Source organism: Mesorhizobium sp. YC-39 (assembly GCF_025753795.1).
Lineage (GTDB): Bacteria > Pseudomonadota > Alphaproteobacteria > Rhizobiales > Rhizobiaceae > Mesorhizobium.
In genome coordinates, this window is sequence record NZ_JAOWPS010000002.1 from 1,153,539 (window position 1) to 1,176,994 (window position 23,456).

Genomic DNA, 23,456 nt, shown 5'->3' on the forward strand with positions numbered 1-23,456 from the left:
CGATCACGATCGCCGCGATGAAATAGGGCAGCCGGAAGAACCGCGTCGCCACGCTATCTGGCAACAGGCCGGTGGCGACATCGGCGATCTTCTGGTTGGCCATGAAAGGCTGGCCATATGCGACATAGAGGAAGCGCCCGACAGCGGTGGCGATCACCACGATCGCGAGCAGGCCCCAGCGCTGCACCAGGATCAACTCGTTGGAGATGTTCTGGTCTGTCTTCAGCCCGATGAACAGCACGAACAGGCCGAGCGCGATGGCGCCGGCATACAACGCCTCGCGAAAAGCACGCTGTACGGGAGTGGCGACGACGTCGCGCTCCGGGGATACGGTGACGGCCATGATCTCAGACCTTTTCGACTTCTGGCCGGCCCAATATGCCGGAAGGCAGGAAGATCAGCACGATCGCCAGGATGGAGAAGGCGGCGACGTCCTTGTAGTCGATCGAGAAATAGGCCGACCACATGCTTTCGATGAAGCCGATCATCAGCCCGCCGAGCACCGCACCGGGCAGCGAGCCGATGCCGCCGAGCACCGCCGCGGTGAATGCCTTCACGCCGGGCACGAAGCCGTCGGAGAAAGCAATGACGCCATAATACATCAGGAACAGCGTGCCGGCGACGGCGGCAAGTGCGGCGCCCATGATGAAGGTGATGGAGATGGTGCGGTCGACGTCGATGCCGAGCAGCGCCGCCATCTTGCGGTCCTGCTCGCACGCCCTTTGCGCTCGACCGAGCGAGGTCTTGTTGACCAGGTACCAGAACAGCGCCAAGAGCAGCGCGGTGACGACGACGATGATGATCTGCTTCAGCGACACGCTGATGCCCTCGATGTTATAGACCTTGGACACCATCGGCGGGATCGGCTTGTTGCGCGGCCCTTGTGTCACCTGGACGAAGTTCGACAGCGCGATCGACATGCCGATCGCGGTGATCAGCGGCGCCAGCCGGAACGAACCGCGCAGCGGTCGATAGGCCACCTTCTCGATCGTCCAGTTGTACAGGCTGGTCAGAAGCATCGCCACGATCATCATGATCAGGAGCGCCAAGACCACCGGCACCGAATAGAACATAGCGCCGAGGATGAGGAAAACGATGAGGGCGGTGAAGGCGCCGACCATGAAGATGTCGCCATGGGCGAAATTGATCATGCCGATGATGCCGTAGACCATCGTGTAGCCGATCGCGATCAGCCCATAGATCGATCCCAGCGTCAGCCCGTTGATAAGCTGCTGGACAAAGTACTGCATACTGACTTGGCTCCCCTGGAATGTCGCCCATGCAGACGCATTCCTTTTCGTATTTCCCCTAGTCGTAAAGTTTCGAGCCCGGATTGCAACGTGATTTTTCAACCGTCATGCGTGTTTTGCCGACACGCCATCGGATTGCTCCGTTTTTTCCAATCCAGCCCCTGGACTATCGCGGACCCTATCATTGGCATAACGCAATGTCTTTGACGATTCAGCCGTATCATGCACCGCGTTTCGAAGAAATCGCCGTCAAAATAAGTTGATGAGAAGGATCGTTGCGCCGGCGAGCGCAATCCTTTTCACATCTCCTTGCTTTCCCTTGGGTCAGGACTCTCCCTATTTGACGACGAATCCATGTGCGAACGGGTCACGGTCGTCGATGAAGATCGTGTTCAATCCAGTCATGCGCGCCCAGCCGCCGATCGAGGGAACGATCGCCGGCTTGCCCGCCACCTGGACCTCTTTCTCGACCCTGCCCTTGAACAGCGAGCCGATGATCGATTCGTGAATGAAATCGTCGCCAGCCCTGAGCGCGCCTTTGGCGTGGAGTTGCGCCATCCGCGCCGAGGTGCCAGTGCCGCAAGGCGAGCGGTCAATCGCCTTGTCGCCGTAGAAGACCGCGTTGCGGGCATCGGCTTCGGGGTTAGTCGGCTCGCCGGTCCACAGCATGTGCGACAGCTGATTGATACCGGGATTCTCGGGATGCTCGAACTTGTACTTCTCGTTGAGTCGCTGCCGCACCACCGGGCTCCAGGCGATCAGGTCGCCCGCCGAATGGTCGGCCATGTCGCGAAAATTCTTCTGCGGCTCAACGATTGCGTAGAAATTGCCGCCATAGGCGACATCGACGCTGATCTCGCCGAGCTGAGGACAATCCACAGTCAGCCCTTCGGCATGGAGGAAGGACGGCACATTGGTGATGCGCACCTCTTCGACATATTCGCCGACCTGTTTGTACTCGGCGACGACCCGTCCGGCCGGTGTGTCCAGCCTTAGCACGCCCGGGGTCTTCGGCTTGATCAGTCCGTGCTCAATGGCCATCGTCACTGTTCCGATGGTGCCGTGGCCGCACATCGGCAGGCAGCCCGAGGTTTCGATGAACAATATGGCGATGTCGCAATCATCGCGCGTCGGCGGATAGAGGATCGAGCCGGACATCACGTCATGGCCGCGCGGCTCGAACATCAGCCCGGTGCGGATCCAGTCATATTCGGCCAGGAAATGGGCGCGCCGCTCCATCATCGTCGAGCCTTCGAGCGGCGGTCCGCCGCCTGCGACCAGCCGCACCGGATTGCCGCAGGTGTGGCCGTCGATGCAGAAGAAGGAATGGCGCGCCATGTTTGGACCCTGTCAGAACCGGTTCGGAGAGAAAGAAGAAAGATCAAGCGCCGGATTTTGCCCGAAAACGAGTTCGCGGATCAACCGTGCAGTGGCGGTCGCCTGGGTCAGGCCGAGATGGCCGTGACCGAAGGCATAGATGATATTGCCGCCCTGCCTGGTGCGACCGATCACCGGCAGCGAATCCGGCAACGACGGCCTAAATCCCATCCATTCGCGGCCACCCGAGGGATCGAGCCCCGGCAGGAAATTTTGCGCCTTGCGCAGCAGCGCCTTTGATCGGGCAAAGTTGGGCGGCCGCTCGATACCGCCGAGTTCGACAGCACCGCCGACGCGCAGACCCGTTTCGAGCGGCGTGATGACGAAGCCGTGCCCGGAAAAGATCAGCATCCGCTTCACGTCGAAGGCGCTCTTCGGCAACGTCGTGTTGTAGCCGCGCTCGGTTTCCAGCGGGATGCGATCGCCAAGCTGCCTCGCCAGGAGATGTGACCATGCCCCGGCAGCGATGACCAGATGCCTTGCCTGCCGCGCGCTGCCGTCGGCCAGCGTCAGCGTCACGCCGTCCTGTCTCGCTTCGACCCGGTCGATCCGTGCTTTTTCAAAACGCGCGCCCTTGGTCTCGGCATAGGCCCAGATCGCCTTGCCCAGCAATTTCGGATCGGCAATCGTCTTCCACCCCGGCACGAATGTGCCCTTGACGAAGCGTGGCGACAGGCCGGGCTGCAAGGCGGCGAGAGCACCGCCGTCGACATGACTGAAGCCGATGCCGAAGCGTTTGCGCGCCGCCCAGCCCGGCAGCGACGCCCTGAATTCGGCCTCGCTCTCATAGAGTTCGAGCGAGCCGTCCTCGCGCAGCATGGTTGTCGTACCCGAGCGCGCCATCAGCCCGGCCCACTCAGCCTCGGCAAGCCGCATCAGTCCGGCTTGTGCGGCAAGGCCGGCCTCGTAGCGATCGCTGCGCCCGGCGCGCCAGAAGCGGACCAGCCAGGGCATGAGTGTCGGCAGATAGGCAGGCGGGATGCTGAGCGGGCCGAGCGGATCGGCAAGCCATTTCGGCAATTGCCTGATCATGCCCTTGTGGGCCAGCGGCAAGACATCGGAGAAGGCAAAGGCCGCGGCATTGCCCGAACTCGTTTCCTCGCAAATGCCCGTCCGATCGAAGATCGTGACATCTCGTCCCGCCTCGGCCAGATAGGCAGCGGCGCAAATACCGATGATGCCGCCTCCGACGATGGCAATGTCTATCCCTTCTCCCCGTTCACGGGGAGAAGGTGCCCGAAGGGCGGATGAGGGGCGGCGCCCTGCTTCTGTCGACCTGGAATTTCCTTGCACGTGGGCAGAGCCTCAGAACTGCGGCAGCTTCGGCCTCACCGCCAGCGCATCCCTGACGATTTTCTCAACCGCCTTGCGGCGCTCGCCCGACAGCGGCTGCCGCGGCATGCGCACGCGGTCGTTGGTGTTGATGGCAAAAACCTCAGCAAGCTTGATGTTCTGCACCAGATAAGTCGACACGTCGAGGTCGAGCAGCGGCCGGAACCAGCGGTAGATGCTCAACGCTTCCTCGCGACGGCCCTGCTTCATCAGCTGGTAGATGGCGACGGTCTCGCGTGGGAACGCAGTGACCAGACCTGCCACCCAGCCGATGGCGCCGACCGACAGTGCCTCGAAGGCGAGATTGTCGACGCCGGTGAACAGGTCGTAGCGGTCGCCGAAGCGGTTGATGATCTCGGTCGAGCGGCGGATGTCGTCGGAGGATTCCTTGATGGCGACAAAGCGCTTGTCCGAGGCCAGTTCCTCCATCTGGTCGACGGTGACGTCGACGCGGTAGGCGAGCCGGTTGGAATAGATCATGACAGGCAGGTCGCCGGCCTCGGCGACGGCCCGCAGCGCGGCAACCGTCTCCTGCGGATTGGTATGATAGATCGGGCTCGGAACCACCATCAGGCCGTTCGCACCGGCCTTCGCCGCACGGCGCGCAATGCTGGCGGCCTCGCGGGTACCGGCTTCGTTGACCGTCAGCAGGACCGGCTTCTTGCCGGCGACCTTCTGCGCGGTCTTCAGCACCTCGATCTTCTCGTCATGCGACAGCATCGGCCCTTCGCCGAGCGAGCCGCAGACGATGATGCCGTCGCAGCCGGCCTCCATCTGCAAGCCAAAGCAGCGCTCCATCTCGGCATGGTCGAGGCCGTCGTTCTCAGTGAATTTGGTCGTGACGGCGGGGAAAACTCCGGTCCACATAATTGTCGCTCCATCTGATATATCAGTGATATATTTGTTAAGAGAGCTGCTGTCAATGTTGAATCTGCTATGATATATCAAAAATATATCAGGAGACGTCATATTGGTATATGAGAATTCAAGCTCGGAGCCGGCCGCGGCGAAAGCCTACCGCGTGCTCGAGCACATGATCGTAACGCTGGAGTTGGCGCCGGCAAGCTTCGTGACCGAGGGCGCGCTGATCGACAGGCTCGGGCTCGGCCGCACACCGGTACGCGAGGCGATCCAACGGCTGGCCTGGGAAGGCCTACTCGATGTCCGTCCGCGCGCCGGCATCGCGATTGCCCCGCTCCATCCCGGCGATTGGCTGCGCGTCCTAGATGCGCGGCGTGGCGTCGAGGTGGTCCTGGCCCGCTCGGCCGCCCGCTTCGTCACCCGCGAGGCCGCCGACCTGTTTCACGACGCCGCGCTCGCGATGCAGAGGGCGGTGATTTCTGGCAATGTGCTGGCCTTTATCCAGGCCGACAAGGCACTAGACGAGGCACTGGCGCTGGCCGCCGACAACCCCTTCGCCGCCAGGCTGGCGGCGCCCTTGCAGACCCACAGCCGCCGCTTCTGGTTCCGCTACAAGGCCGACACCGGGCTCGCCGAATCGGCCGAGCATCACGTCGCGCTGATCCGCTCGATCCTCGCCGGCGACGAGGAGACCGCGGCCAAGGATGCCAAGCGCCTGATGGCGCTGTTGCGCGGCCACGCCGAGGTGGCGGCCACGCGCTAATTCACAGTGAGAGCTAGCCCTCAGCCGGCTCCTTCTGCGCCGCCCATTTCAGCAAAGCGTCGAGCGCGGGGCACAGAGCCTGGCCCCAATCGGTCAGACAGTATTCGACCTTCGGTGGCACCTGATGGTGCACGATGCGGCGGACGATCCCGTCGGCTTCCATCTGCCTGAGTTGCTGGATCAGCATCTTTTGCGAGATCGCCGGGATCGCCCGTTCGAGATCGGAGAAGCGCAGCACCTTGCCGCCGAACAAATGGAACAGGATCACCAGCTTCCAGCGGCCTTCCAGGATGCGGAGTACATTTTCCACGCCACTCGCCGCGGACGTCGGCGTCAGCACTTTACCCTTGCTTGCGGACTCGCCCTTACTTTCAGGCAAGTACCTTACTTTTTCGTCGGTTCTTGTCATTTCCTCAGCATACCGCATTTTAGGGACCGGACAAGGCCGTGGATGTCATCGACGGCGACCTCAGCAACCGGAGACGAAACCATGACCGTAACACTTCCTCGGCCGCTGGCGGATTATTTTGCCGCCAAGAACCGGCACGATATCGACGGGATGCTCGTCCCCTTCTCGTCGGATGCCATGGTCCGGGACGAAGGCGAGATCCATCAGGGTACGCCCGCCATCCGCGCCTGGATGGAAGCGACGACACGCAAATACCAGGTGACCGTCGAGGTCGCTGACGCGACGGCCAATGGCGATATATGGCGGGTCGCCGGCGTCGTGTCGGGCAATTTCCCCGGCAGTCCGGCGACGCTCCACTACAACTTCACGCTGGCCGGCGAGCAGATCACACGGCTGGAGATCGGCGCATGACCATCCGCCACATTCGTTCACGTGTTCTGGTCGTCATGCGTTGTGGCGACCGGGGCCACCACGTTTTCCCAATTGTCGCCGGCAGCGACGAGACAGCTTCTGCCGGCGAGATCGGTCACAACGATGGTCCAGGTTCCGCTTTTGGCGACAAAGACTTCCATGACCGCCACCTGACCGATCAGCCCGAAAGCGTATTGCCTTTCCTGGAACTGCTCGCTCAAATGGGCGACGAGGTCGCCATGTTCAACGCAGAATTGATATTGGGCGCTCGCGGCATTCGTACCCAGCGCCAATGCGCCAGCGAGAACCAGGGTTTTCACCCATCCTAACAGCGATTTGCGTGCCATAGGGCACCTCCTTTGCCATCACGTTCCGGCAAGGAGAGGTGCCAAAGAGGCAAGCGCTTGACGGCCTCATCTCGCCGGAGCGATCCAGGCCGGTTCCGACGTCATAATCATCGCGTCGTTCCTTTCTGTGTTCCGGTCTGCCATCGGTGGGAATGTTCCCACTATGTTCCATATATGGTATCGGCAATGAAAAAGCGCAAGCAGCACTCCCAAGCCGGCAGATTCATTTCAAACTTGTCTCTGAATAAATGAAGCCCCGGGCCATAGTCCGAGGCTTTGAAGGAATGGACTTGTTCGGTTCAGACCTCAGTTCATCGTCGGGATGACGAACTCGGCGCCGTCCTTCACACCGGACGGCCAGCGCGAGGTCACCGTCTTGGTCTTGGTGTAGAAGCGGAACGCGTCCGGACCGTGCTGGTTGAGGTCGCCGAAGGAAGATGCCTTCCAGCCGCCGAAAGTGTAGTAGGCGATCGGCACCGGGATCGGCACGTTGACGCCGACCATGCCGACCTGGACCCTTGAGGCGAAGTCGCGCGCCGCGTCGCCGTCGCGGGTGAAGATGGCGACGCCATTGCCCATCTCATGATCGTTGGCGAGCTTGATTGCGTTCTCATAGGTCGGCGCACGCACCACCGAGAGCACCGGCCCAAAGATCTCTTCCTTGTAGATGCGCATGTCTGATGTGACGTTGTCGAACAGGCAGCCGCCCATATAGTAGCCCTTCTCGTAGCCCTGCATCGAGAAGCCACGGCCGTCGACCACCAGCTTGGCGCCTTCTTTGACGCCGGTGTCGACATAGCCCTTGACCCGCTCCAGCGCCTGCGCCGTGACCAGCGGACCGAAATCAGCGGAGGAATCGGTCGAGGGACCGACCTTCAGGCTCTCGACGCGCGGGATCAGCTTTTCCATCAGCCGGTTGGCGGTGTCGTTGCCGACCGGGACGGCCACCGAGATCGCCATGCAACGCTCGCCGGCCGAGCCGTAGCCGGCGCCGATCAGCGCGTCGACGGTCTGGTCCATGTCGGCATCGGGCATGATGATCATGTGGTTCTTGGCGCCGCCAAAGCACTGCACGCGCTTGCCCGAGGCGGTGCCGCGCGAATAGATGTAGTGGGCGATCGGCGTCGAGCCGACGAAGCCGATGGCCTTGATATCGGGATCGTCGAGGATGGCGTCGACCACGTCCTTATCGCCATTGACGACGTTTAGGATGCCGGCAGGCAGGCCGGCCTCGATGAACAATTCGGCAATGCGTAGCGGCACGCCTGGATCGCGCTCGGAAGGCTTCAGGATGAAGGCGTTGCCGCAAGCGATCGCCGGCGCGATCTTCCACAGCGGGATCATCGCCGGGAAATTGAACGGCGTGATGCCGGCGACGACGCCGAGCGGCTGGCGCATCGAATAGACGTCGATGCCGGGGCCGGCACCGTCGGTGAATTCGCCCTTCATCATGTGTGGAGCGCCGATACAGACCTCGACCACTTCGAGGCCGCGCTGGATGTCGCCCTTGGCGTCGGGGATGGTCTTGCCATGTTCGCGCGCCAGGATGTCGGCCAGTTCGTCATAGTCCCTGGCGACCAGTTCAAGGAACTTCATCAGCACGCGCACGCGCCGCTGCGGGTTGGTCGCCGCCCAGCCAGGTTGCGCTGCCTTGGCGTTTTCCACCGCCGCGCGCAGTTCCGCCTGTGAAGCCAGCGCCACCGTGCCGCGCACCGAGCCGTCCATCGGCTGCATGACATCCTGCTTGCGGCCGCTGGTCCCGGCGACACGCTTGCCGCCAATGAAATGACCGTATTCGATCATGGTTTCTCTCCCTGGATTTGTGATGGCGCATTGTCCGCCTTTGTGTGGCCGATGGCAACGCGAGGGAGTACGCAACCGTTGTGCAGGAAGTAGATAGCGGTGAGTGTCTGTGCATTAATTCCCGCAAATGGTAGGCTGCGTCTGTCGTCACAGGAACTCTCAAGTTGCGCTTCGTCACGCCCCCCTCTGTCCTGCCGGACATCTCCCCCACAAGGGGGGAGATTGGCTGTCATCCCCGCTTTCGCCAACCCGCAACGTTGCAAGAAAGTCGCCGCCGGAGCGGCCGGCCAATCTCCCTCCTCGTGGGGGAGATGTCCGGCAGGACAGAGGGGGGCGCGAAGGAACACGGCCTTGACCATTTTCATCAAGGTCACCCCCATGAACTGGGATGACGTCCGCATATTCCTCGCCGTGGCGCGTGCCGGCCAGATCCTTGGCGCGGCGCGGCGGCTGGAGCTCAACCACGCCACCGTGTCGCGCCGCATCGCCGCGCTCGAGGATGCGCTCCGGACAAAACTATTTCGCCGGCTCACCACTGGCAGCGAGCTGACGCCGGCCGGTGAGCGCTTCCTCGACATCGCCGAGCGCATGGAGGGCGACATGATCGCCGCGCGCTCCACCGTTGCCGGCGAAGGCGACGACGTCTCCGGCACGGTGCGCATCGGCGCGCCGGACGGCTTCGGCGTCGCGTTCCTGGCCAGGCGGCTCGGCGCGTTGACGGCCCTGCACCGCGAACTCACCATCCAGCTGGTGCCGGTGCCGCGCTCCTTCTCGCTGTCCAGGCGCGAAGCCGACATCGCCATCACCGTGGAGCGTCCGACGGAAGGCAGGCTGGTGGCGGGCAAGCTGGTCGACTACACGCTCGGCCTGTTCGCGTCCCGCGCCTATGCCGAGGCGCATGGCTTGCCGCGGACGCCTGCCGAACTCGGACAGCACACGCTGATCGGCTATGTGCCGGACCTCATCGTCAGCCCCTCGCTCGACTATGCGGCCGAATTCAGCGCCGACTGGCGCACCAGCTTCGCGATTTCCTCCGCGCTCGGCCAGGCCGAAGCGGTGCGTTCCGGGGCCGGCATCGGCATCCTGCATACTTTCGTCGCCCGCTCGATGCCGGAACTGGTACCGGTCGACATCGTCGCACCCATCCGCCGCGCCTACTGGCTGGTCTATCATGAATCGGTCAGGCCGCTGCGCCGCGTGCAGATCGTCGCCAGCTTCATCACCAAGGCAGTGGAAAAGGAGCGGGGATTGTTCGCGTGATACATGTCGCCCAAAAGTGGGAACCGGTTTCGGGACAACGACATGGATCAAAAACAACCTCGCCTTTTCCTCGCCATAAAGTCGGCGAGTGTGGCGATGCGCTGTTGCCGACGCCTTGTTGTGCCGCCGCGCTGGACAGGGCATTTCCGGGGAAAGCTGGCGCGGGTAGACATGCGAGCCGTTCTTGCAATCCTCCTGCTGGCGCTTTCCGCCTGCGCCAACCCGTGGGCGAAGGTGCCGGAAGCGGAACTGCCCAAGTCTGTCCGCTATGCGATGGCGCGCCCGTCGCCTTTCGTCTTCGGCAATTACTGCGGCCCCGGCACCCGCACCGGCGACCTCTCGGCCCGGCCTGTCGACCGCCTCGATGCCGCCTGCCAGATCCACGATGCCTGCTACATCGCCCGCCGCAACCATTGCGACTGCGACGGCGCGCTGGTCGCCTCGGCGAAAACGATCCGCGACGACAAGACGGCGCCAGGAAGGATGCGCAGGCAGGCGGAGCTTTTAATCACCACCTTCGCGCTTCCCGTCTGCAAGATCTTCCCGCAAGGGTTCATGCCGCCGCGCGATCCCGCCCAGCTGAAGGCGATGAACGGAGCCACCGGGTGAGCCGGCGACGCGCCGGAGCAACGGCGCTGCTCGGACTGGCACTGGCCACCCTTACCGGCTGCGCCGGTCGGTCCGTAGGCAGCTGCGATGTCCTCTCCGGCGAAAGCGCCTGCGCTCGCCCCTCACTGTCGGCCACGGCATCGGGTCCAAGGGTCGCGGCGGCGCAGTTTTTCGGCGATGCGGATGGAAACGACTACGAGAAGCGCTTCCTGGCGCTGCTCGCCCACCACCAGCTCGGCGCGATGGACCGGGCGAACGGCATCGGCCCTTTCGGGCATGACCGTCACGACATCGCCAACAGCGACTTCCAGGCGACCTACCGGACGCTGGAACGATTGGCCAAGCCGGTCGCCATGGGACAGGTGCCACCATCGAATGGAAAAAAGGGTGAGGGCCGTTTCGACGGGCGCTGGCGGGTGTCGCGGCAGACGCTTTATATCGACGCAGCGGCGCGTCCGTCCGGGCCGAAGACGTTCAGCTTTTCCGGCGTACAAGCACGCTCGGTCGAGATCCTGATGCGCCAGGCGGGCAGAGAGCCGGTCGACATCGACGGCGTCTGCGACGGCACGCTGGCAGTCCGTCAGACCGGCGGCGTACGCAGCTTTCCGGCAGGCGCGGCGTTTCGCATCCGACTGGCGAGCGGCGACACCAGCCTGTTTCCAAGCGAGATCCTGAACCGCTGCGACCTCACCGTCCGCTCCAGCCTTGCCCCGGCGGGCGCTCCGCTCGCCATCCTGCGCGAAGAGGTCGCCGATCCGGCGCTCGCCGCCCTGGACCGCCGCTATGAGCGTTGTCCCGTGCCCGATCCGGCAGGCCTCGATGCGCTCGAGCGCGCCTTCTACGCCAGCCGCTGGCTCTCGCAGACCTGTACGCTGACGCTCGGACAGCCCCGCCTGCTGCGCAAGTCGCGCGACGGCTTCAATGCCAAGGTCGAAGCGCTGCTGGGCGTGCCGCTGCCCGACAGCGCGTTCGACAGGGGCGATCCCGAACTGCCGCTCGATTTCTCCCGCGCGCCAAAACTCAAGCTGATCTATCTGTCGTCGCTGGAGTTCAAGGCGGATTTTTCCGGCCGCATCATCGAGCGGCTGATCCGCCACCATGCTGCGCTGGGCACCAAGGTGCGCATCATGGTGACCGACGTGCTGGAGCGCGAAAAGGACGACGCCATGCTGCACCGGCTGGCCGCCGAATTTCCCAATGTCGAATTGCAGGAATACCGCTGGCGCGCCGACCATGGCGCGCCGATCGACGAACAGCTGTCTCAACTGCACAAGACCCATCACGTCAAGATGCTGGCGACGCTGGCCGAGGATCCCGGCCGCTCGCGCGTCATCATCGGTGGCCGCAACATCCATGACGGCTTCCTGTTCCACAAGCCGGTCGACCTGTCACGCTATCCCGGCCTCCAGCAATATGGCAAGACCGACGGACTGTCGCTGAACTACTATTCGAACTGGAGCGACTTCGACATCGAGATATCAAACCGGACCACGGTCGAGACGCTCGCCGCGCATCTTTCGACGCTGTGGCTGCGCGACGCCGATACCAATATTTCGCGGCCCTTCTCCATTCCGGTCCGTTCGGATGGCCGGCGTCCGCCTGGCACGGCGCGGCATTTCATCTCCGTCCCCTATGCGGACAGCCACGCGCTGGAGAGCTATTTTGTCGAACTGATCGACACGGCTGAGCACCATGTCGAGATCGTCAATCCCTATCTCAATCTGACGCCTAGCCTGGCCCAGGCCTTCGACCGCGCGCTGGCGCGCGGCGTCAAGATCGACATTATCGGCCGCATCGATCTCAAGGGCGACATTGGCGGCAAATTCCTCACCGCGCTCAACAAGCTGTTCGTCGAGAAATATGGCGACCGCATCGACATCCGCGAGTTCAAGGCGCCGGATGTCGTGCTGCATTCCAAGATCATTATGATCGATCAAAGGCTGGTGACGATCTCGTCTGTCAACCTCAACAACCGCAGCTTCTTCCACGACTCGGAGAACGGCATGATGGTGCTCGACCCCGCCTTCTATGCCAGGATGAAGCCGATCTACGACGACTATGTCGCCCATTCGAACCCGGTCGCCACCAATGTGACGGTCCCGTGGGCCTATCGCCTGTTGTTCTCGGAGGGCTGGGTGAAGCAAGCCTTTTAGGAACCGACTTCGTGCCAACAGCAGGCGTTCATGTGGCTTCAAGCGGCATGCGGACCGTTATTCTGCGCTCGGCTTTCACCTGGTCCGATTGCGATGCCCTCTTTCGGAATTGTCCCGGTGGAATGCCAAACTCACGTTTGAATGCCCGGTTGAAAGCCGCCTCTGAATCGTACCCGACCTCCGACGCCACCTGCAGCACCGTTTCTTGGGTCGTTTCAAGCAGTCTTGCCGAAAGTTGCAGTCGCCAGCGCGCCAGATAGGCAAGTGGCGGCTCCCCAAGATAAAGCGTGAATCTCTGCGCCAGGACCGAGCGTGAGGTTCCGACCTCCATTGCCAATTCGGCTATGGTCCAGGGATGGAAAGGTCTTCTATGCATCAGCGCCAGCGCGCTGCCGACCACCACATCACGTGCGCCCGCCAGCCAACCGGTCTGCTCCGCGGGCAATCGCTCCATGTAGCGCCGCAACGTTTCGATGAAGAGCGCTTCCGCCATCTTCGACAGGAGAATGGACTGCCCGGGGCGCCCGCATCCGGCCTCTGAGACCAGATGACGGATCGAGTTTTCCAACCACTCGCCGGCCGAATCGCCGCGGATATTGATCCTGATCATCAGCGGCAGGCCTGCGAGAAAGAGCTTGTCCGCGTGTCGCTCGCAGCCGAAATAACCACAGACGAATCGTGTCACCTCGCCACCGCCACCCAACTGCATCGTCGTGAGATCGCCCGCCAGAAACCTGCCGAGCGTGCTCCCGCTATCCATGAACTTCGACGGCGAGCCGTTCGAGACGGTATGTGCATCGCCGTGCGGGATGATCAGCACATCGCCGGCCGAAACGGGTATCGTGGAGTCCGGGAAAGACACGACGGCCTTTCCCTCCGTGACCAGGTGATAGCTCACCAGCCGCTCGGTTCCAGGAGCGAGCACATGGGCAACATCCCTGACATGGGGCACCCGGAATCCCCAAGGGGCAGTACACTCCGCATGATAGAAGATGGCGCCGGTCATGCGCACCGCATTCAGCGCCTCTGACAAGGCGTCCATCCGCCGCTCCGATCGAACAAGCCCAGCGCCTTCAGCTCCCGCTGCAAAGAAACACGGAATTCCGGCAAAGATTTGATCCCGCCCTGCGCGTAATTTCGAACCATATGGTCGTACTCTGATCGGGTGCGACAGACGAAGACGCCAAAGCCGCGGGAAGAAAGGGGCCGACCGCAGCGCAGGCGAACCCGAGGAGATCGAAATGAACAAGAAATTCGACGCAATCGTCGTTGGCGCGCGCTGTGCCGGGTCTCCGACGGCGATGCTGCTGGCCCGGCAGGGCTATCGTGTATTGCTGGTCGACCGCGCCACCTTTCCGAGCGACACGGTGTCCACGCATATTCTGCATCCTCTTGGCGTGAGCACTCTGTCGAGATGGGGCCTTCTCGATCGGCTGACAGCGACGGGATGCCCGCCTATTCACACCTACACCTTCGACTTCGGGCCTTTCACGATTGCCGGTTCGCCGGGCACGCCGGCGGCGCCGCTGGCCTACTGCCCGCGCCGAACGATACTGGACAAGCTTCTCGTCGATGCGGCAGCCGAATCCGGTGCCGAGGTCCGCGAAGGTTTCGCCGTCGACCAGGTTTTGATCGAAGACGGATGCGTGGTTGGAATAAGGGGTCGTTCGAAGCAAGGCGGCTCAATTGTTGAGCACGCGGACATCGTCGTCGGCGCCGATGGCAGGCACTCGGTCGTAGCCGAGGCAGTTCGGCCTGAACATTACGACGACAAGCCGCCCTTGCTCGCCGGATACTACACCTATTGGAGCGGGCTACCGATGGAAGGCCGGTTCGAACAATACATCCGCGAGCACCGTGGCTTGGCCGCCGTTGCAACCCATGACGATCAGACGCTGGTCATTGCCGGCTGGCCATACGCGGAGTTCACCGAAAACAAGAAGGACATTGAAGGAAATTACCGCAGGACGATCGAGCTCGCACCAATGTTTGCCGATCGACTACGCGGAGCCAGGCAGGAAGCACGTTTTGCCGGCACAGCCGTGCCCAACTACTTCCGAAAACCTTACGGTCCGGGCTGGGTGCTCGTCGGGGATGCCGGCTACAACAAGGACTTCATCACGGCGCAAGGAATCATGGACGCCTTCCGACACGCTGAACTTTGCGCCGTCGCACTTGCCGCGGTTTTCTCCGGAACGCGGTCGTTCGAGGATGCGATGGGCGATTATCATCACGCTCGGGATGCACAGGTAAAGGCGATGTACGAATTCACCTGCCTACTGGCGACGCTGGAGCCGCCCCCGCCCGACATGCAGCAACTGTTCGGCGCGATCCATGGCAACCAGAAGGCCATGGACGGCTTTGCGCGGCTAAACGCCGGGACCACATCGCCTGCCGAGTTCTTCGCGCCGGAAAACGTCGACGCAATCATGGCAGCCGCAGCCTCAAGTTCTCACAAAGGTGCCGCACATGCCGGGTAGCGGAGAGCCAGAGGTCAGTGCGGCAAATCTTACCTGACGTATCGTTCCGGCCCGAGATCGCGCACATTGATGTCGGGCACGCGGCTGGAGACGATGTCGGCCAGCACCTTGGCCGAGCCGCACGCCATCGTCCAGCCGAGCGTGCCGTGGCCGGTATTGAGATAGAGGTTGGAAAACTCGGTGCGGCCGATCAGCGGCGGCCCGTCCGGCGTCATCGGCCGCAGCCCGCACCAGAAACTTGCCGCACGCATGTCGCCGCTGCCTGGAAAAAGATCGCCGACCGAGTGTTCGAGCGTGCGGCGCCGCGATTCATGCAGATCGAGATCGAAGCCGGAAATCTCCGCCGTGCCGCCGACCCTGATGCGGTCGCCGAGCCTGGTGATCGCCACCTTGTAGGTTTCGTCCATCACCGTCGACACCGGTGCGGCGGCGGCATCCTTGATCGGCACTGTGATCGAATAACCCTTGACCGGGTAGACCGGGATCGGCCGCCTCAGCATGCGCATGAACCTGGCCGAATAGCTGCCCATCGCCATCACATAGGCATCGGCGGCCTTCCAGCCCTTGCTTGTGTTGATGTTAGCGATGCGGTTGCGGTTCCTGATGATGCGCCTGATCGACACGTCGTATTCGAAGGTGACGCCGCGTGCCGCGCAGAGCTCGGCCAGACGGTCGGTGAACATCTTGCAGTCGCCGGTTTCGTCGCCCGGCAACCGCAGGCCGCCGACGAATTTTTCGCGCACCCCCGCCAATCCCGGCTCGGCCGCGATGCAGCCGTCGGGATCGAGGATCTCGTAGGGAACGCCATAGCTCTTCAGCACCTCGACATCGCCTGACGTGCCGTCGAGCTGCTGTTGCGTACGGAACAGTTGCAGCGTTCCCTTGGCGCGCTCGTCATAGGCGATGCCGGTCGCCTCGCGCAGCGCCTTCAGCGTATCGCGGCTGTATTCGGCCAACGGAACCATGCGCGCCTTGTTCACCGCATAGCGCTCGGTGGTGCAGTTGCGCAGCATCTTGACCAGCCATATCCACATATACGGGTCCAGCGTCGGCCGTACCACCAGCGGACCATGCTTCATCAAGAGCCATTTGACCGCCTTCAGCGGAACGCCTGGCCCGGCCCATGGCGAAGCGTAGCCCGGCGAGATCTCGCCTGCATTGGCGAAGCTGGTCTCGAGCGCCGGACCTTTCTGACGGTCGATCACCGTCACCTGATGGCCGGCCTCGGCCAGGAAATAGGCCGTGGTGACCCCGATCACGCCACCGCCCAGCACGAAGATCTTCATCGCATAATTCTCCGCAACGACATTCTGCCAGGGGGCAGGCCATCATCCGCGTTCTGTCTGCCGGATTTTACCGCATCCGCCAAGGGGGCCGCGTGTCGCGTTCCAATGCATGTCGCGCAAAAGCGCGCAGCGGCTTTGCGATAATGACATGCATAAAAAACAAGACCTTAAAGCGCAGCGCCCGATTCCGTTCAAACGCGACGCGCTTTAGCCGTTCACGTAGCGCCGGTGGAAGCGATGGCCGAGGCTGGTCAGGATTTCGTAGCCGATGGTGCCGGCATGGCCGGCCGCCTGGTCCACCGTCCGCGATGGTCCGATCAGTTCGACCAGATTACCCGCCTTCAGCCTGCCGGGCGGCAGCGCCGAAATGTCGAGGATGATCGAATCCATCGAGACCCGGCCCAGGAAAGGCAGTCGCACGCCATCGAGAAACGCAGCCGCCGAGGCACGTCGAGGCCAGCCGTCGGCATAGCCGAATGAGATCGTCGCGGCAGCCCGCGGAGCCGGCGTATGGAAAGTATGGCCGTAGCCGACACCGGCACCGGCCTCCAGCATCCGCGTCTGGATGACCTTGGCCTCCAATCGCACCACTGGCAGCATCGGGTTCGGCTCGGCAGGCGTCGGATTGATGCCGTAGAGCGCAGCACCGGGACGGGCGAGGTCATAGTGAAAGCGCGGTCCAAGAAAGATCCCGGATGAGTTGGCGAGCGACGCCGGCGCCTTCGGCAGCATCTTGCACAGCCGCTCGAATTCCAGCCGCTGCTGCTCATTGGCCGAATGCACGGGCTCGTCGGCGCAAGCCAGATGACTCATCACCAAGGTCAAGTCGATACCGTCGAAAGCCTGCGGATCCCCGGCGACGGCCGCCACTTCCGCCGCCGCCATGCCGAGCCGCGACATGCCGCTGTCGACCTGGATCGCCGCGGGCAATTTCCGGCCGGTGCGGCGGGCCGCCGCGCGCCAGGCCGCCAGTTGCTCCACGCTATTGATGACGGCCGTGAGCCCGGCTGCCACCGCTTCCGCTTCCGCGCCGGGCGCTATGCCGTTCAGCACATGGATGGCAGGCACCGGGCCTAGCGAGCGGCGCAGGGCGATCCCTTCGCTCAGAAGCGCGACAAAGAATGTGTCGCAGCCTTCCCTGGCCAGCGCTGCCGCCACTTGCGCCGCGCCGAGACCATAGCCGTCGGCCTTGACGACACCAGCACAGTGCACGCCGCCCAGCCGCGCCTTCAGCCGCCGGTAGTTCTGGCGGATCGCGCCGAGATCGATGGTCAGGATCGCGCCGGCCACCGCTTCGCTGACCAGCCCGCTTTCGGCAGCGGCCCCTTCCGGGAGGGATTTCTTTCGGGCGTCGTTCATGCCGACCTTGTTTGCAGCGGATTGGCCATCAATAAGGCGATGCTGCCGATGCAGCAACCATGGCCGGCACGGCAGCAGCTACGCTACCAGATGCCTGAACGCCGCCACCACATCTTCGTAAACCTTGCGCTTGAATGGCACGATCAGGTCGGGCAAGTCCTGCATCGGCCGCCACGCCCATTTGTCGAACTCGGCGGTGTGACCGCCTGGTGGCGGATTGATCTGGATTTCGCTTGCATCGCCGTGAAAACGGAAGGCAAACCATTTTTGCGTCTGGCCGCGATATCGCCCCTTGAAGGCAACGCCGACCAGATGCGCCGGCAGGTCGTAATTGATCCAGTGCGGCGCCTCTGCCAGCAGCGAGACCGATCGCATGCCGGTCTCTTCATACAGTTCCCGCTCCGCCGCTTGCAGTGGCTCCTCGCCCTTGTCGATGCCGCCTTGCGGCATCTGCCAGAGCTGCGTCGTGCCGGCAAATTCGCTGTCCGGTTCGGCGATGCGATGGCCAACCCAGACCAGATCATCGCCATTGAGGATCATCAGCCCGACGCAGGGTCGATAAGGCAGCGTCTCTGGATCGATCTTTTTTGCCTTCGCCATGTTCAGCCTTTTTGCGGATCGATCGCCACTGCCGAAATCGGCACGATCTCGATGCCGCGCTTCTTGGCCTCGACCACCCAGGACGCCACCGTATCGACCGTCAGGTCGAAGGCCGAGCCGATGCCGACGGCGGAGCCCTTCGCGCGAGCGGTCGCTTCGAGTTGGTCCAGTTTCTTGAGGATGGCGCCACGATCCTGCACGGCGTCGATCGCCGTATCGCCGGCAACAAAGGGCACGCCGTCCTTCAGCGCCAGTTCGGGGGCGAGGCTGCGTGCCGAGGAGCCGTCATCGACATAGGCGAGGCCACGCTTGCCGAGCTCGGCCATGAACGGCCCCATCGCCGTCGCGTCGGCCGAAAAGCGCGCGCCCATATAGTTCATGACGCCGGTATAATTGGTCGTTCGCGACAGCGCCCAGCGCAGGCTCTTCAAATTCTCGTCGGGTCTCGCCGCGATCGTCAGCGTGTTGCGGCCGGGATTGACGTTCGGATAGTCGAACGGTTCGAGCGGCACCTGCATGACGATCTCATGGCCGCTCTGTCGCGCCGCCTGCATCCAGCGGCCGATGCTGTTGCCTTGCGGGGCAAACGCCAGCGTCACCTCCGCCGGCAGCTTGGCGATGGCTGCTTGCGTACCGGTTTGCGACACGGCGAGCCCGCCAATCACGATCGCCACACGCGCACCGCGCGCCCCGGACCACGGCCGCGCATAGACATCGAACGGCCGCCTGCCATCGGCGGCACGGACCGGCAACGGACCGGTGTCGCTGGCTTCGATCAGCGCCCTGTCGGGAAGATGCGCGATCTTCAGGTTCTGGCCGATGGCCGAAGGGTCGCGAATGACGATGCCCGCCTTAGGCGGACCGTCGCCCTCTTCAGTCTCGACATGGATGATCTGCGGGCCGCCGGTCTTGGGCGCTGCTTCCGCTTTCGACGCCGGCGCTGGCTCCGTGGACGGCGCGGCGGCGGCCGTCACCTTCGGCGTTGAAACGGCTGTAACCTCCGGCTTTCGAAACGGCTTCTCGCGCAGCGCGATGGCGCCGGAGACGCCGACAACGGCCAGCACGACAAGGGCGGCCGCAACCGCACGAGTGCTGATCCTGCTTTCCGCGCGCGGCGGCCGGACGGCCTGTCCGAGCGGGCGTTCAATATCCTTGCCGATGTCAGCCAAGCCGCATCCCCAGCCGCGGTCTCCGAATCAAACTGCCGGAACCTCACGGCCCCGGCAGCATCGCATCGCTTCGATCAGGCGGCCAGACCTGTTTGCCCGGCCACTCTGAAGTCTTACTGATTAAGCACAGCCTTATCCGGATTTGGCGGGAACGCCGGATCGGTCTTTTCGCCGCGCAGAAGCTGCTCGGCATAGATGAGCTGCAAGTCGTCCTTCGGCTCCGGCGGCACATAGGCTGCCGAGCCCGAACCGGTCGTGCCTTCATCGGCGCCCTTGATATGACCCTTGAGGTCCGATTCGCCGCGCGTCAGATCCCTGCCCTGCAATTCCGGCGGCAGCGGCTGGTCGACCTTGATGTCGGGCGTAATGCCCTTGCCCTGGATCGACTTGCCCGACGGCGTGTAATAGAGCGCTGTCGTCAGGCGCAGCGCACCGTTCTCGCCGAGCGGGATGATGGTCTGGACCGAGCCCTTGCCGAAGGACTGCGTGCCGACCACCGTGGCGCGGCGCAGATCCTGCAGCGCGCCGGCGACGATTTCTGACGCACTGGCCGAGCCGCCATTGACGAGCACGATCAGCGGCTTGCCGCCGATGTCGTCGCCCGGCCTGGCGTCGAAGCGGGTGACGTCCTTCGGATCGCGGCCGCGCGTCGAGACGATCTCGCCACGGTCGAGGAAGGCGTCGGACACGCTCACCGCCTGGTCGAGCAGGCCACCCGGATTGAGCCTGAGATCGAGCACATAGCCCTTGAGCTTGTCGTTCGGCACCTGCTTCTTGATGGTGTCGATGGCGTTCTCGAGGTCGTCATAGGTCTTTTCGGTGAAGGAGGTGATCTTCATGTAGCCGATGTCGTTCTCGACCCGGAACTTGACCGCCTTGACCTTGATGATGTCACGCACCACCGTCAGCTCGATCGGCTTGTCGGCACCCTGGCGCAGGATGGTGAGCTTGATCGGCGTGTTGACCGGCCCACGCATCTTCTCGACCGCGTCGTTGAGGGTCAGACCGCGAACCTCGTCGCCGTCGATCTTGGCAATATAGTCGCCGGCAAGCACACCCGCCTTGGCGGCCGGCGTATCGTCGATCGGTGTGATCACCTTGACCAGGTCGTTCTCCATGGTGACCTCGATGCCGAGGCCGCCGAACTCGCCCTTGGTCTGCACGCGCATGTCCTGCGCTTCTTCGGCATTCATGTAGGAGGAGTGCGGGTCGAGCGACGTAAGCATGCCGTTGATGGCGTTCTCGACCAGCGACTTGTCGTCGGGCGGCGTCACATATTGCGCCCGCACCCGTTCGAAGATGTCGCCGAAGATCGCCAGTTGCTTGTAGGTCTCGGAGCCCGCAGCGTTCGCCGTCGAGCTTGGCGCACCATAGACCAGGCTCATCGCGGATGCGCCCATCAGCGCACCGGCAAACAGAAGCGACAATTTCCGCATCATCTCACGTCCTTCCAGAGAAACGGTCCGCCCACCATGGGGTCGGATCGACGGGTTTTCCATCCTTGCGGAACTCGACGTAGAGCTCCGGCGTGGCATTTCCATTCTTCGAGGCCGAGGTGCTTGCCACCCGGGCCTCTCCCATCGCACCGACCGGCTCTCCTGCGAGCACCGACTGGCCAGACGCGACGCTGATTCTGCTCATCCCCGCCAGAACGACATGATAGCCGTCACCCGCGTTCAGGATCAAGAGTTGACCATAGGAGCGAAAAGGTCCCGCATAAAGCACATTTCCGTCCGCCGGCGCTGTGACGATGGCTCCCGATTGTGTCGCAACCATGTCGCCGAGCATCACCGCGCCGTTACCGTCATCGGCCCCGTAACGCCGCTTGATCTTGCCGATGACCGGCAGCGCGATCTGCCCCTGGAGCGCCGAAAAGGGTGCTGCGGCGGTGAGCCGGTTGGCTTCCGGCACCGGCAGGGACGCCAGTTCCGGCTGCGCCGGGACCTTGTCGGCGTCCGCGGACTTCTGCTCGGCGGCTTTTGCCGCATCCGCCGCCTTACGCGCTTTGTCGGCCTCGAGCGTCGCGATCAGTTCCTTCAGACTGCCGGCCTTCGCCGCAAGTGCCTGGGATCGCTGCTTTTCGGCGGCCAGCGCCGTTTGCGTGTCGGCCTCGAGCTTCTGCTTGGCTTCGAGCAGCATGCTTAGCCGCTTCTTTTCTGCGGTCTGCTCGCCGACCGCCGCCGTCAGCCGTGCCCGCTCCGCCTCGATCGAGGCTGTCACCCGCGACTGCTCCTTGAGGTCGGCCAGCAGTATCTCGGTCTGCTGGCGCAATTCCGGTACCACCGCACCGAGCAGGATGGCGCTACGCACCGACGACAGCGCGTCCTCCGGCTTGACCAGGATCGCCGGCGGCGGATTGAGTCCCATGCGCTGCAGCGCGCCCAGCACTTCGGCGAGCACATCGCGCCGCGCGGCCAGCGAGACGCGGATCTTCTGCTCCTCGCCTTTCAACCCCTCCAGCTTGGCGCCAATATCCTCGATATCCTGGCCAAGCTTCTGCTCGGTCATCGCCGACTGGATCAGCGCCGCAGTGATCGAGGCATGGTCTTTCTTGATCGTCGCTATGTCGGCGGCGAGCTTGGCCAGCCGCTCGGATGACAGCGTGATCTCCTTCGACACCTGTTCGTATTCGGCCCGGCTCTTGTCCGGATCGGGCGCCAGGTCGAGTGTGCTCTCGGCCCTGGCGGCACTGAGCGACAGCACGAACGCCACCGCCGCGATGCCGCAGCCGTGCAGAATGCTCGCTCTCGATCGTCCCATTTCAGACATTGAGCCCCGACTCTATGCGTGGCTTCGTTAACGAACAATCAACCATGTTCGATAGGCCTGCCAACGGCGTACAATTTGCCGCTGCATTGGGGCGGAAATCCGGGCGGCTTGCACCACCCATCGGTTCACCACCGGTTTCGACCAAAGCCGGTCATGAACGAAACTCACGAGCGGTGATAGGGATGCCCGGACAGAATCGTGGCGGCCCGATAAAGCTGCTCGCCCAGCATCACGCGGACCAATTGATGCGGCCAGGTCAGCGACCCGAACGACACCATCAGATCGGCCTGATCGCGCAGCGATTGATCGTGGCCGTCGGCGCCACCGATGGCGATGACCAGCGCCTTGCGCCCGCTATCGCGCAGCAGGCCGATGCGACCGGCGAAATCCTCTGAGGAAAGGTTCCTGCCGCGTTCGTCGAGCAGCAGCAGTGCGGTGCCCGGCTGCAAATATGTCTGCAGCTTCTGGCCTTCCTCGCGCCGCCGCTCGGTGGCGGTCTGCGCGCGGCCTTCCGCGATCTCGGCAATACCGGCAAATTCGAGGCCCACGGTGGGGCCGCTTTTGGCGAAGCGCTCGAAATAGCGGTCTGCGAGCTGCTTCTCGGGGCCGGCTTTCATTCGGCCCACGGCATGAACTGATATCTTCATCCTACCTCAAGGAGCCGCTGATGCATGTCGCCCCAAAAGCGTGCCCTCGGGCTTCAACCGAAGGTGCGCACCGGTTTGGCACAAAGACATGCATCAAGACAAATACGGCTCAGTGCAAGGTCTCTTCCTCGAGGTCCGGCGCCTGCCACATCTTTTCGAGATTGTAGAAGTCGCGGACTTCGGGACGGAAGACATGGACGATGATGTCGCCCGAATCGATCAGGACCCAGTCGGCGCCGGCCAGCCCCTCGACGCGCGCCGTGCCAAGCCCGGCATCCTTGAGCGCCTTGAGGAGATGATCGGCGACTGCCGAGACATGACGGTGCGATCGGCCGGACGCGACGACCATATAGTCGCCGAGGCTCGATTTTCCCTGAATGTCGATTGAGACGATGTTTTCGGCCTTGGAGTCTTCCAGACTGGCAAGGACTGTCTTGATGGCGCGGGACACGGCGTCGTTTACGCTGATCCCGGCCGGCGAAGGCACGATATCGGCCCTCTTCCGCAGTGCTGTTCTCAGTGTATTTCCTTTCGCAGCAAGAACAACCAAATCACCCGTGAAATCAGGTGA

Annotated in this window: 22 protein-coding genes and 1 pseudogene; 6 read left to right on the top strand and 17 right to left on the bottom strand. The window is 63.2% G+C overall.

The window, feature by feature from the left end; all coding sequences use genetic code 11:
- Positions 1-40: 40 nt before the first annotated feature.
- The 5 genes and pseudogenes from OHD62_RS35740 to OHD62_RS15120 form a co-directional block, all read right to left on the bottom strand.
- Positions 41-343, bottom strand: a pseudogene (locus OHD62_RS35740) (DUF3382 domain-containing protein); the annotation flags it as partial.
- 4 nt (positions 344-347) lie between these two features.
- On the bottom strand, positions 348-1,250 hold the full coding sequence (locus tag OHD62_RS15105) for a branched-chain amino acid ABC transporter permease (RefSeq protein ID WP_263783579.1): 903 nt from the start codon (positions 1,248-1,250) through the stop codon (positions 348-350).
- Positions 1,251-1,586: 336 nt separating this feature from the next.
- Entirely contained in the window at positions 1,587-2,588 is a 1,002-nt protein-coding gene (locus OHD62_RS15110; protein ID WP_263783580.1) for a 4-hydroxyproline epimerase, read from the bottom strand.
- Between the two features lie 12 nt (positions 2,589-2,600).
- A complete protein-coding gene (locus OHD62_RS15115; protein ID WP_263783581.1) occupies positions 2,601-3,920 on the bottom strand; it encodes an NAD(P)/FAD-dependent oxidoreductase in 1,320 nt (439 codons plus the stop codon).
- 12 nt (positions 3,921-3,932) lie between these two features.
- A complete protein-coding gene (locus OHD62_RS15120; RefSeq protein WP_263783582.1) occupies positions 3,933-4,826 on the bottom strand; it encodes a dihydrodipicolinate synthase family protein in 894 nt (297 codons plus the stop codon).
- Between the two features lie 103 nt (positions 4,827-4,929).
- On the opposite strand from OHD62_RS15120, the gene OHD62_RS15125 reads away from it, so the two are divergent.
- Positions 4,930-5,583 carry a GntR family transcriptional regulator gene (locus OHD62_RS15125; RefSeq protein WP_263783583.1) on the top strand — a complete coding sequence of 218 codons (654 nt, stop codon included), beginning with the start codon at positions 4,930-4,932 and terminating at the stop codon, positions 5,581-5,583.
- A 13-nt stretch (positions 5,584-5,596) separates the two neighbouring features.
- On the opposite strand, the gene OHD62_RS15130 is transcribed toward OHD62_RS15125, so the two are convergent.
- Complete coding sequence (locus tag OHD62_RS15130; protein ID WP_263783890.1) at positions 5,597-5,920, bottom strand: winged helix-turn-helix transcriptional regulator; 324 nt, start codon at positions 5,918-5,920, stop codon at positions 5,597-5,599.
- Positions 5,921-6,073: 153 nt separating this feature from the next.
- On the opposite strand from OHD62_RS15130, the gene OHD62_RS15135 reads away from it, so the two are divergent.
- The gene (locus tag OHD62_RS15135; RefSeq protein ID WP_263783584.1) at positions 6,074-6,403 is read left to right on the top strand and encodes a nuclear transport factor 2 family protein; all 330 of its coding nucleotides are present in this window, start codon (positions 6,074-6,076) and stop codon (positions 6,401-6,403) included.
- Positions 6,404-6,420: 17 nt separating this feature from the next.
- Here OHD62_RS15135 and OHD62_RS15140 read toward each other — a convergent pair whose 3' ends face one another.
- Together OHD62_RS15140 and OHD62_RS15145 are read right to left on the bottom strand one after the other, a co-directional pair.
- Positions 6,421-6,750: a hypothetical protein gene (locus OHD62_RS15140; protein WP_263783585.1), complete on the bottom strand. Its 330-nt coding sequence runs from the start codon at positions 6,748-6,750 to the stop codon at positions 6,421-6,423.
- A 306-nt stretch (positions 6,751-7,056) separates the two neighbouring features.
- Complete coding sequence (locus OHD62_RS15145; RefSeq protein ID WP_263783586.1) at positions 7,057-8,553, bottom strand: CoA-acylating methylmalonate-semialdehyde dehydrogenase; 1,497 nt, start codon at positions 8,551-8,553, stop codon at positions 7,057-7,059.
- 378 nt (positions 8,554-8,931) lie between these two features.
- Between OHD62_RS15145 and OHD62_RS15150 the strand changes: the two genes are divergently transcribed.
- From OHD62_RS15150 to OHD62_RS15160, 3 genes are all read left to right on the top strand, one after another.
- Positions 8,932-9,813, top strand: a complete 882-nt coding sequence (locus OHD62_RS15150; RefSeq protein WP_263783891.1) for a LysR family transcriptional regulator — start codon at positions 8,932-8,934, stop codon at positions 9,811-9,813.
- A gap of 171 nt (positions 9,814-9,984) precedes the next feature.
- Positions 9,985-10,422, top strand: coding sequence for a hypothetical protein (locus tag OHD62_RS15155; RefSeq protein ID WP_263783587.1), 438 nt, complete (start codon positions 9,985-9,987; stop codon positions 10,420-10,422).
- Positions 10,419-12,575: a phospholipase D-like domain-containing protein gene (locus OHD62_RS15160; protein WP_263783588.1), complete on the top strand. Its 2,157-nt coding sequence runs from the start codon at positions 10,419-10,421 to the stop codon at positions 12,573-12,575. The genes OHD62_RS15155 and OHD62_RS15160 overlap by 4 nt, the downstream gene beginning before the upstream one ends.
- 28 nt (positions 12,576-12,603) lie before the next feature.
- On the opposite strand, the gene OHD62_RS15165 is transcribed toward OHD62_RS15160, so the two are convergent.
- Complete coding sequence (locus OHD62_RS15165; RefSeq protein ID WP_263783589.1) at positions 12,604-13,617, bottom strand: AraC family transcriptional regulator; 1,014 nt, start codon at positions 13,615-13,617, stop codon at positions 12,604-12,606.
- 199 nt (positions 13,618-13,816) lie between these two features.
- Here OHD62_RS15165 and OHD62_RS15170 point away from each other — a divergent pair, with 199 nt between their 5' ends.
- Positions 13,817-15,055: an NAD(P)/FAD-dependent oxidoreductase gene (locus tag OHD62_RS15170; protein ID WP_263783590.1), complete on the top strand. Its 1,239-nt coding sequence runs from the start codon at positions 13,817-13,819 to the stop codon at positions 15,053-15,055.
- A gap of 29 nt (positions 15,056-15,084) precedes the next feature.
- Here the strand turns inward: OHD62_RS15170 and OHD62_RS15175 are convergent, their stop codons facing one another.
- From OHD62_RS15175 to rsfS, 8 genes are all read right to left on the bottom strand, one after another.
- Positions 15,085-16,341 carry a D-amino acid dehydrogenase gene (locus OHD62_RS15175; protein ID WP_263783591.1) on the bottom strand — a complete coding sequence of 419 codons (1,257 nt, stop codon included), beginning with the start codon at positions 16,339-16,341 and terminating at the stop codon, positions 15,085-15,087.
- 207 nt (positions 16,342-16,548) lie between these two features.
- Positions 16,549-17,700 carry an alanine racemase gene (gene alr / locus OHD62_RS15180; protein ID WP_263783592.1) on the bottom strand — a complete coding sequence of 384 codons (1,152 nt, stop codon included), beginning with the start codon at positions 17,698-17,700 and terminating at the stop codon, positions 16,549-16,551.
- A gap of 78 nt (positions 17,701-17,778) precedes the next feature.
- Positions 17,779-18,300, bottom strand: coding sequence for an RNA pyrophosphohydrolase (locus OHD62_RS15185; protein ID WP_263783593.1), 522 nt, complete (start codon positions 18,298-18,300; stop codon positions 17,779-17,781).
- Between the two features lie 2 nt (positions 18,301-18,302).
- Positions 18,303-19,469: a divergent polysaccharide deacetylase family protein gene (locus OHD62_RS15190; RefSeq protein ID WP_263783594.1), complete on the bottom strand. Its 1,167-nt coding sequence runs from the start codon at positions 19,467-19,469 to the stop codon at positions 18,303-18,305.
- A 113-nt stretch (positions 19,470-19,582) separates the two neighbouring features.
- A complete protein-coding gene (locus OHD62_RS15195) occupies positions 19,583-20,908 on the bottom strand; it encodes a S41 family peptidase (protein WP_263783595.1) in 1,326 nt (441 codons plus the stop codon).
- A gap of 1 nt (position 20,909) precedes the next feature.
- Positions 20,910-22,238, bottom strand: a complete 1,329-nt coding sequence (locus OHD62_RS15200) for a murein hydrolase activator EnvC family protein (protein ID WP_263783596.1) — start codon at positions 22,236-22,238, stop codon at positions 20,910-20,912.
- 164 nt (positions 22,239-22,402) lie between these two features.
- Positions 22,403-22,885: a 23S rRNA (pseudouridine(1915)-N(3))-methyltransferase RlmH gene (gene rlmH / locus OHD62_RS15205; RefSeq protein ID WP_263783597.1), complete on the bottom strand. Its 483-nt coding sequence runs from the start codon at positions 22,883-22,885 to the stop codon at positions 22,403-22,405.
- A gap of 109 nt (positions 22,886-22,994) precedes the next feature.
- Positions 22,995-23,372 (bottom strand): ribosome silencing factor, encoded by a 378-nt coding sequence (gene rsfS, locus OHD62_RS15210; protein ID WP_023678068.1) that lies wholly within the window; start codon positions 23,370-23,372, stop codon positions 22,995-22,997.
- Positions 23,373-23,456: the final 84 nt, after the last annotated feature.

What these genes read in the sequence shown, in the direction of transcription:
- OHD62_RS15105 (WP_263783579.1), bottom strand. Translation starts at nt 1,250, where the DNA reads ATGCAGTACTTTGTCCAGCAGCTTATCAACGGGCTGACGCTGGGATCG.
- OHD62_RS15110 (WP_263783580.1), bottom strand. Translation starts at nt 2,588, where the DNA reads ATGGCGCGCCATTCCTTCTTCTGCATCGACGGCCACACCTGCGGCAAT.
- OHD62_RS15120 (WP_263783582.1), bottom strand. Translation starts at nt 4,826, where the DNA reads ATGTGGACCGGAGTTTTCCCCGCCGTCACGACCAAATTCACTGAGAAC.
- OHD62_RS15135 (WP_263783584.1), top strand. Translation starts at nt 6,074, where the DNA reads ATGACCGTAACACTTCCTCGGCCGCTGGCGGATTATTTTGCCGCCAAG.
- OHD62_RS15140 (WP_263783585.1), bottom strand. Translation starts at nt 6,750, where the DNA reads ATGGCACGCAAATCGCTGTTAGGATGGGTGAAAACCCTGGTTCTCGCT.
- OHD62_RS15145 (WP_263783586.1), bottom strand. Translation starts at nt 8,553, where the DNA reads ATGATCGAATACGGTCATTTCATTGGCGGCAAGCGTGTCGCCGGGACC.
- OHD62_RS15150 (WP_263783891.1), top strand. Translation starts at nt 8,932, where the DNA reads ATGAACTGGGATGACGTCCGCATATTCCTCGCCGTGGCGCGTGCCGGC.
- OHD62_RS15155 (WP_263783587.1), top strand. Translation starts at nt 9,985, where the DNA reads ATGCGAGCCGTTCTTGCAATCCTCCTGCTGGCGCTTTCCGCCTGCGCC.
- OHD62_RS15165 (WP_263783589.1), bottom strand. Translation starts at nt 13,617, where the DNA reads ATGGACGCCTTGTCAGAGGCGCTGAATGCGGTGCGCATGACCGGCGCC.
- OHD62_RS15170 (WP_263783590.1), top strand. Translation starts at nt 13,817, where the DNA reads ATGAACAAGAAATTCGACGCAATCGTCGTTGGCGCGCGCTGTGCCGGG.
- OHD62_RS15175 (WP_263783591.1), bottom strand. Translation starts at nt 16,341, where the DNA reads ATGAAGATCTTCGTGCTGGGCGGTGGCGTGATCGGGGTCACCACGGCC.
- alr (WP_263783592.1), bottom strand. Translation starts at nt 17,700, where the DNA reads ATGAACGACGCCCGAAAGAAATCCCTCCCGGAAGGGGCCGCTGCCGAA.
- OHD62_RS15185 (WP_263783593.1), bottom strand. Translation starts at nt 18,300, where the DNA reads ATGGCGAAGGCAAAAAAGATCGATCCAGAGACGCTGCCTTATCGACCC.
- OHD62_RS15195 (WP_263783595.1), bottom strand. Translation starts at nt 20,908, where the DNA reads ATGATGCGGAAATTGTCGCTTCTGTTTGCCGGTGCGCTGATGGGCGCA.
- OHD62_RS15200 (WP_263783596.1), bottom strand. Translation starts at nt 22,238, where the DNA reads ATGTCTGAAATGGGACGATCGAGAGCGAGCATTCTGCACGGCTGCGGC.
- rlmH (WP_263783597.1), bottom strand. Translation starts at nt 22,885, where the DNA reads ATGAAGATATCAGTTCATGCCGTGGGCCGAATGAAAGCCGGCCCCGAG.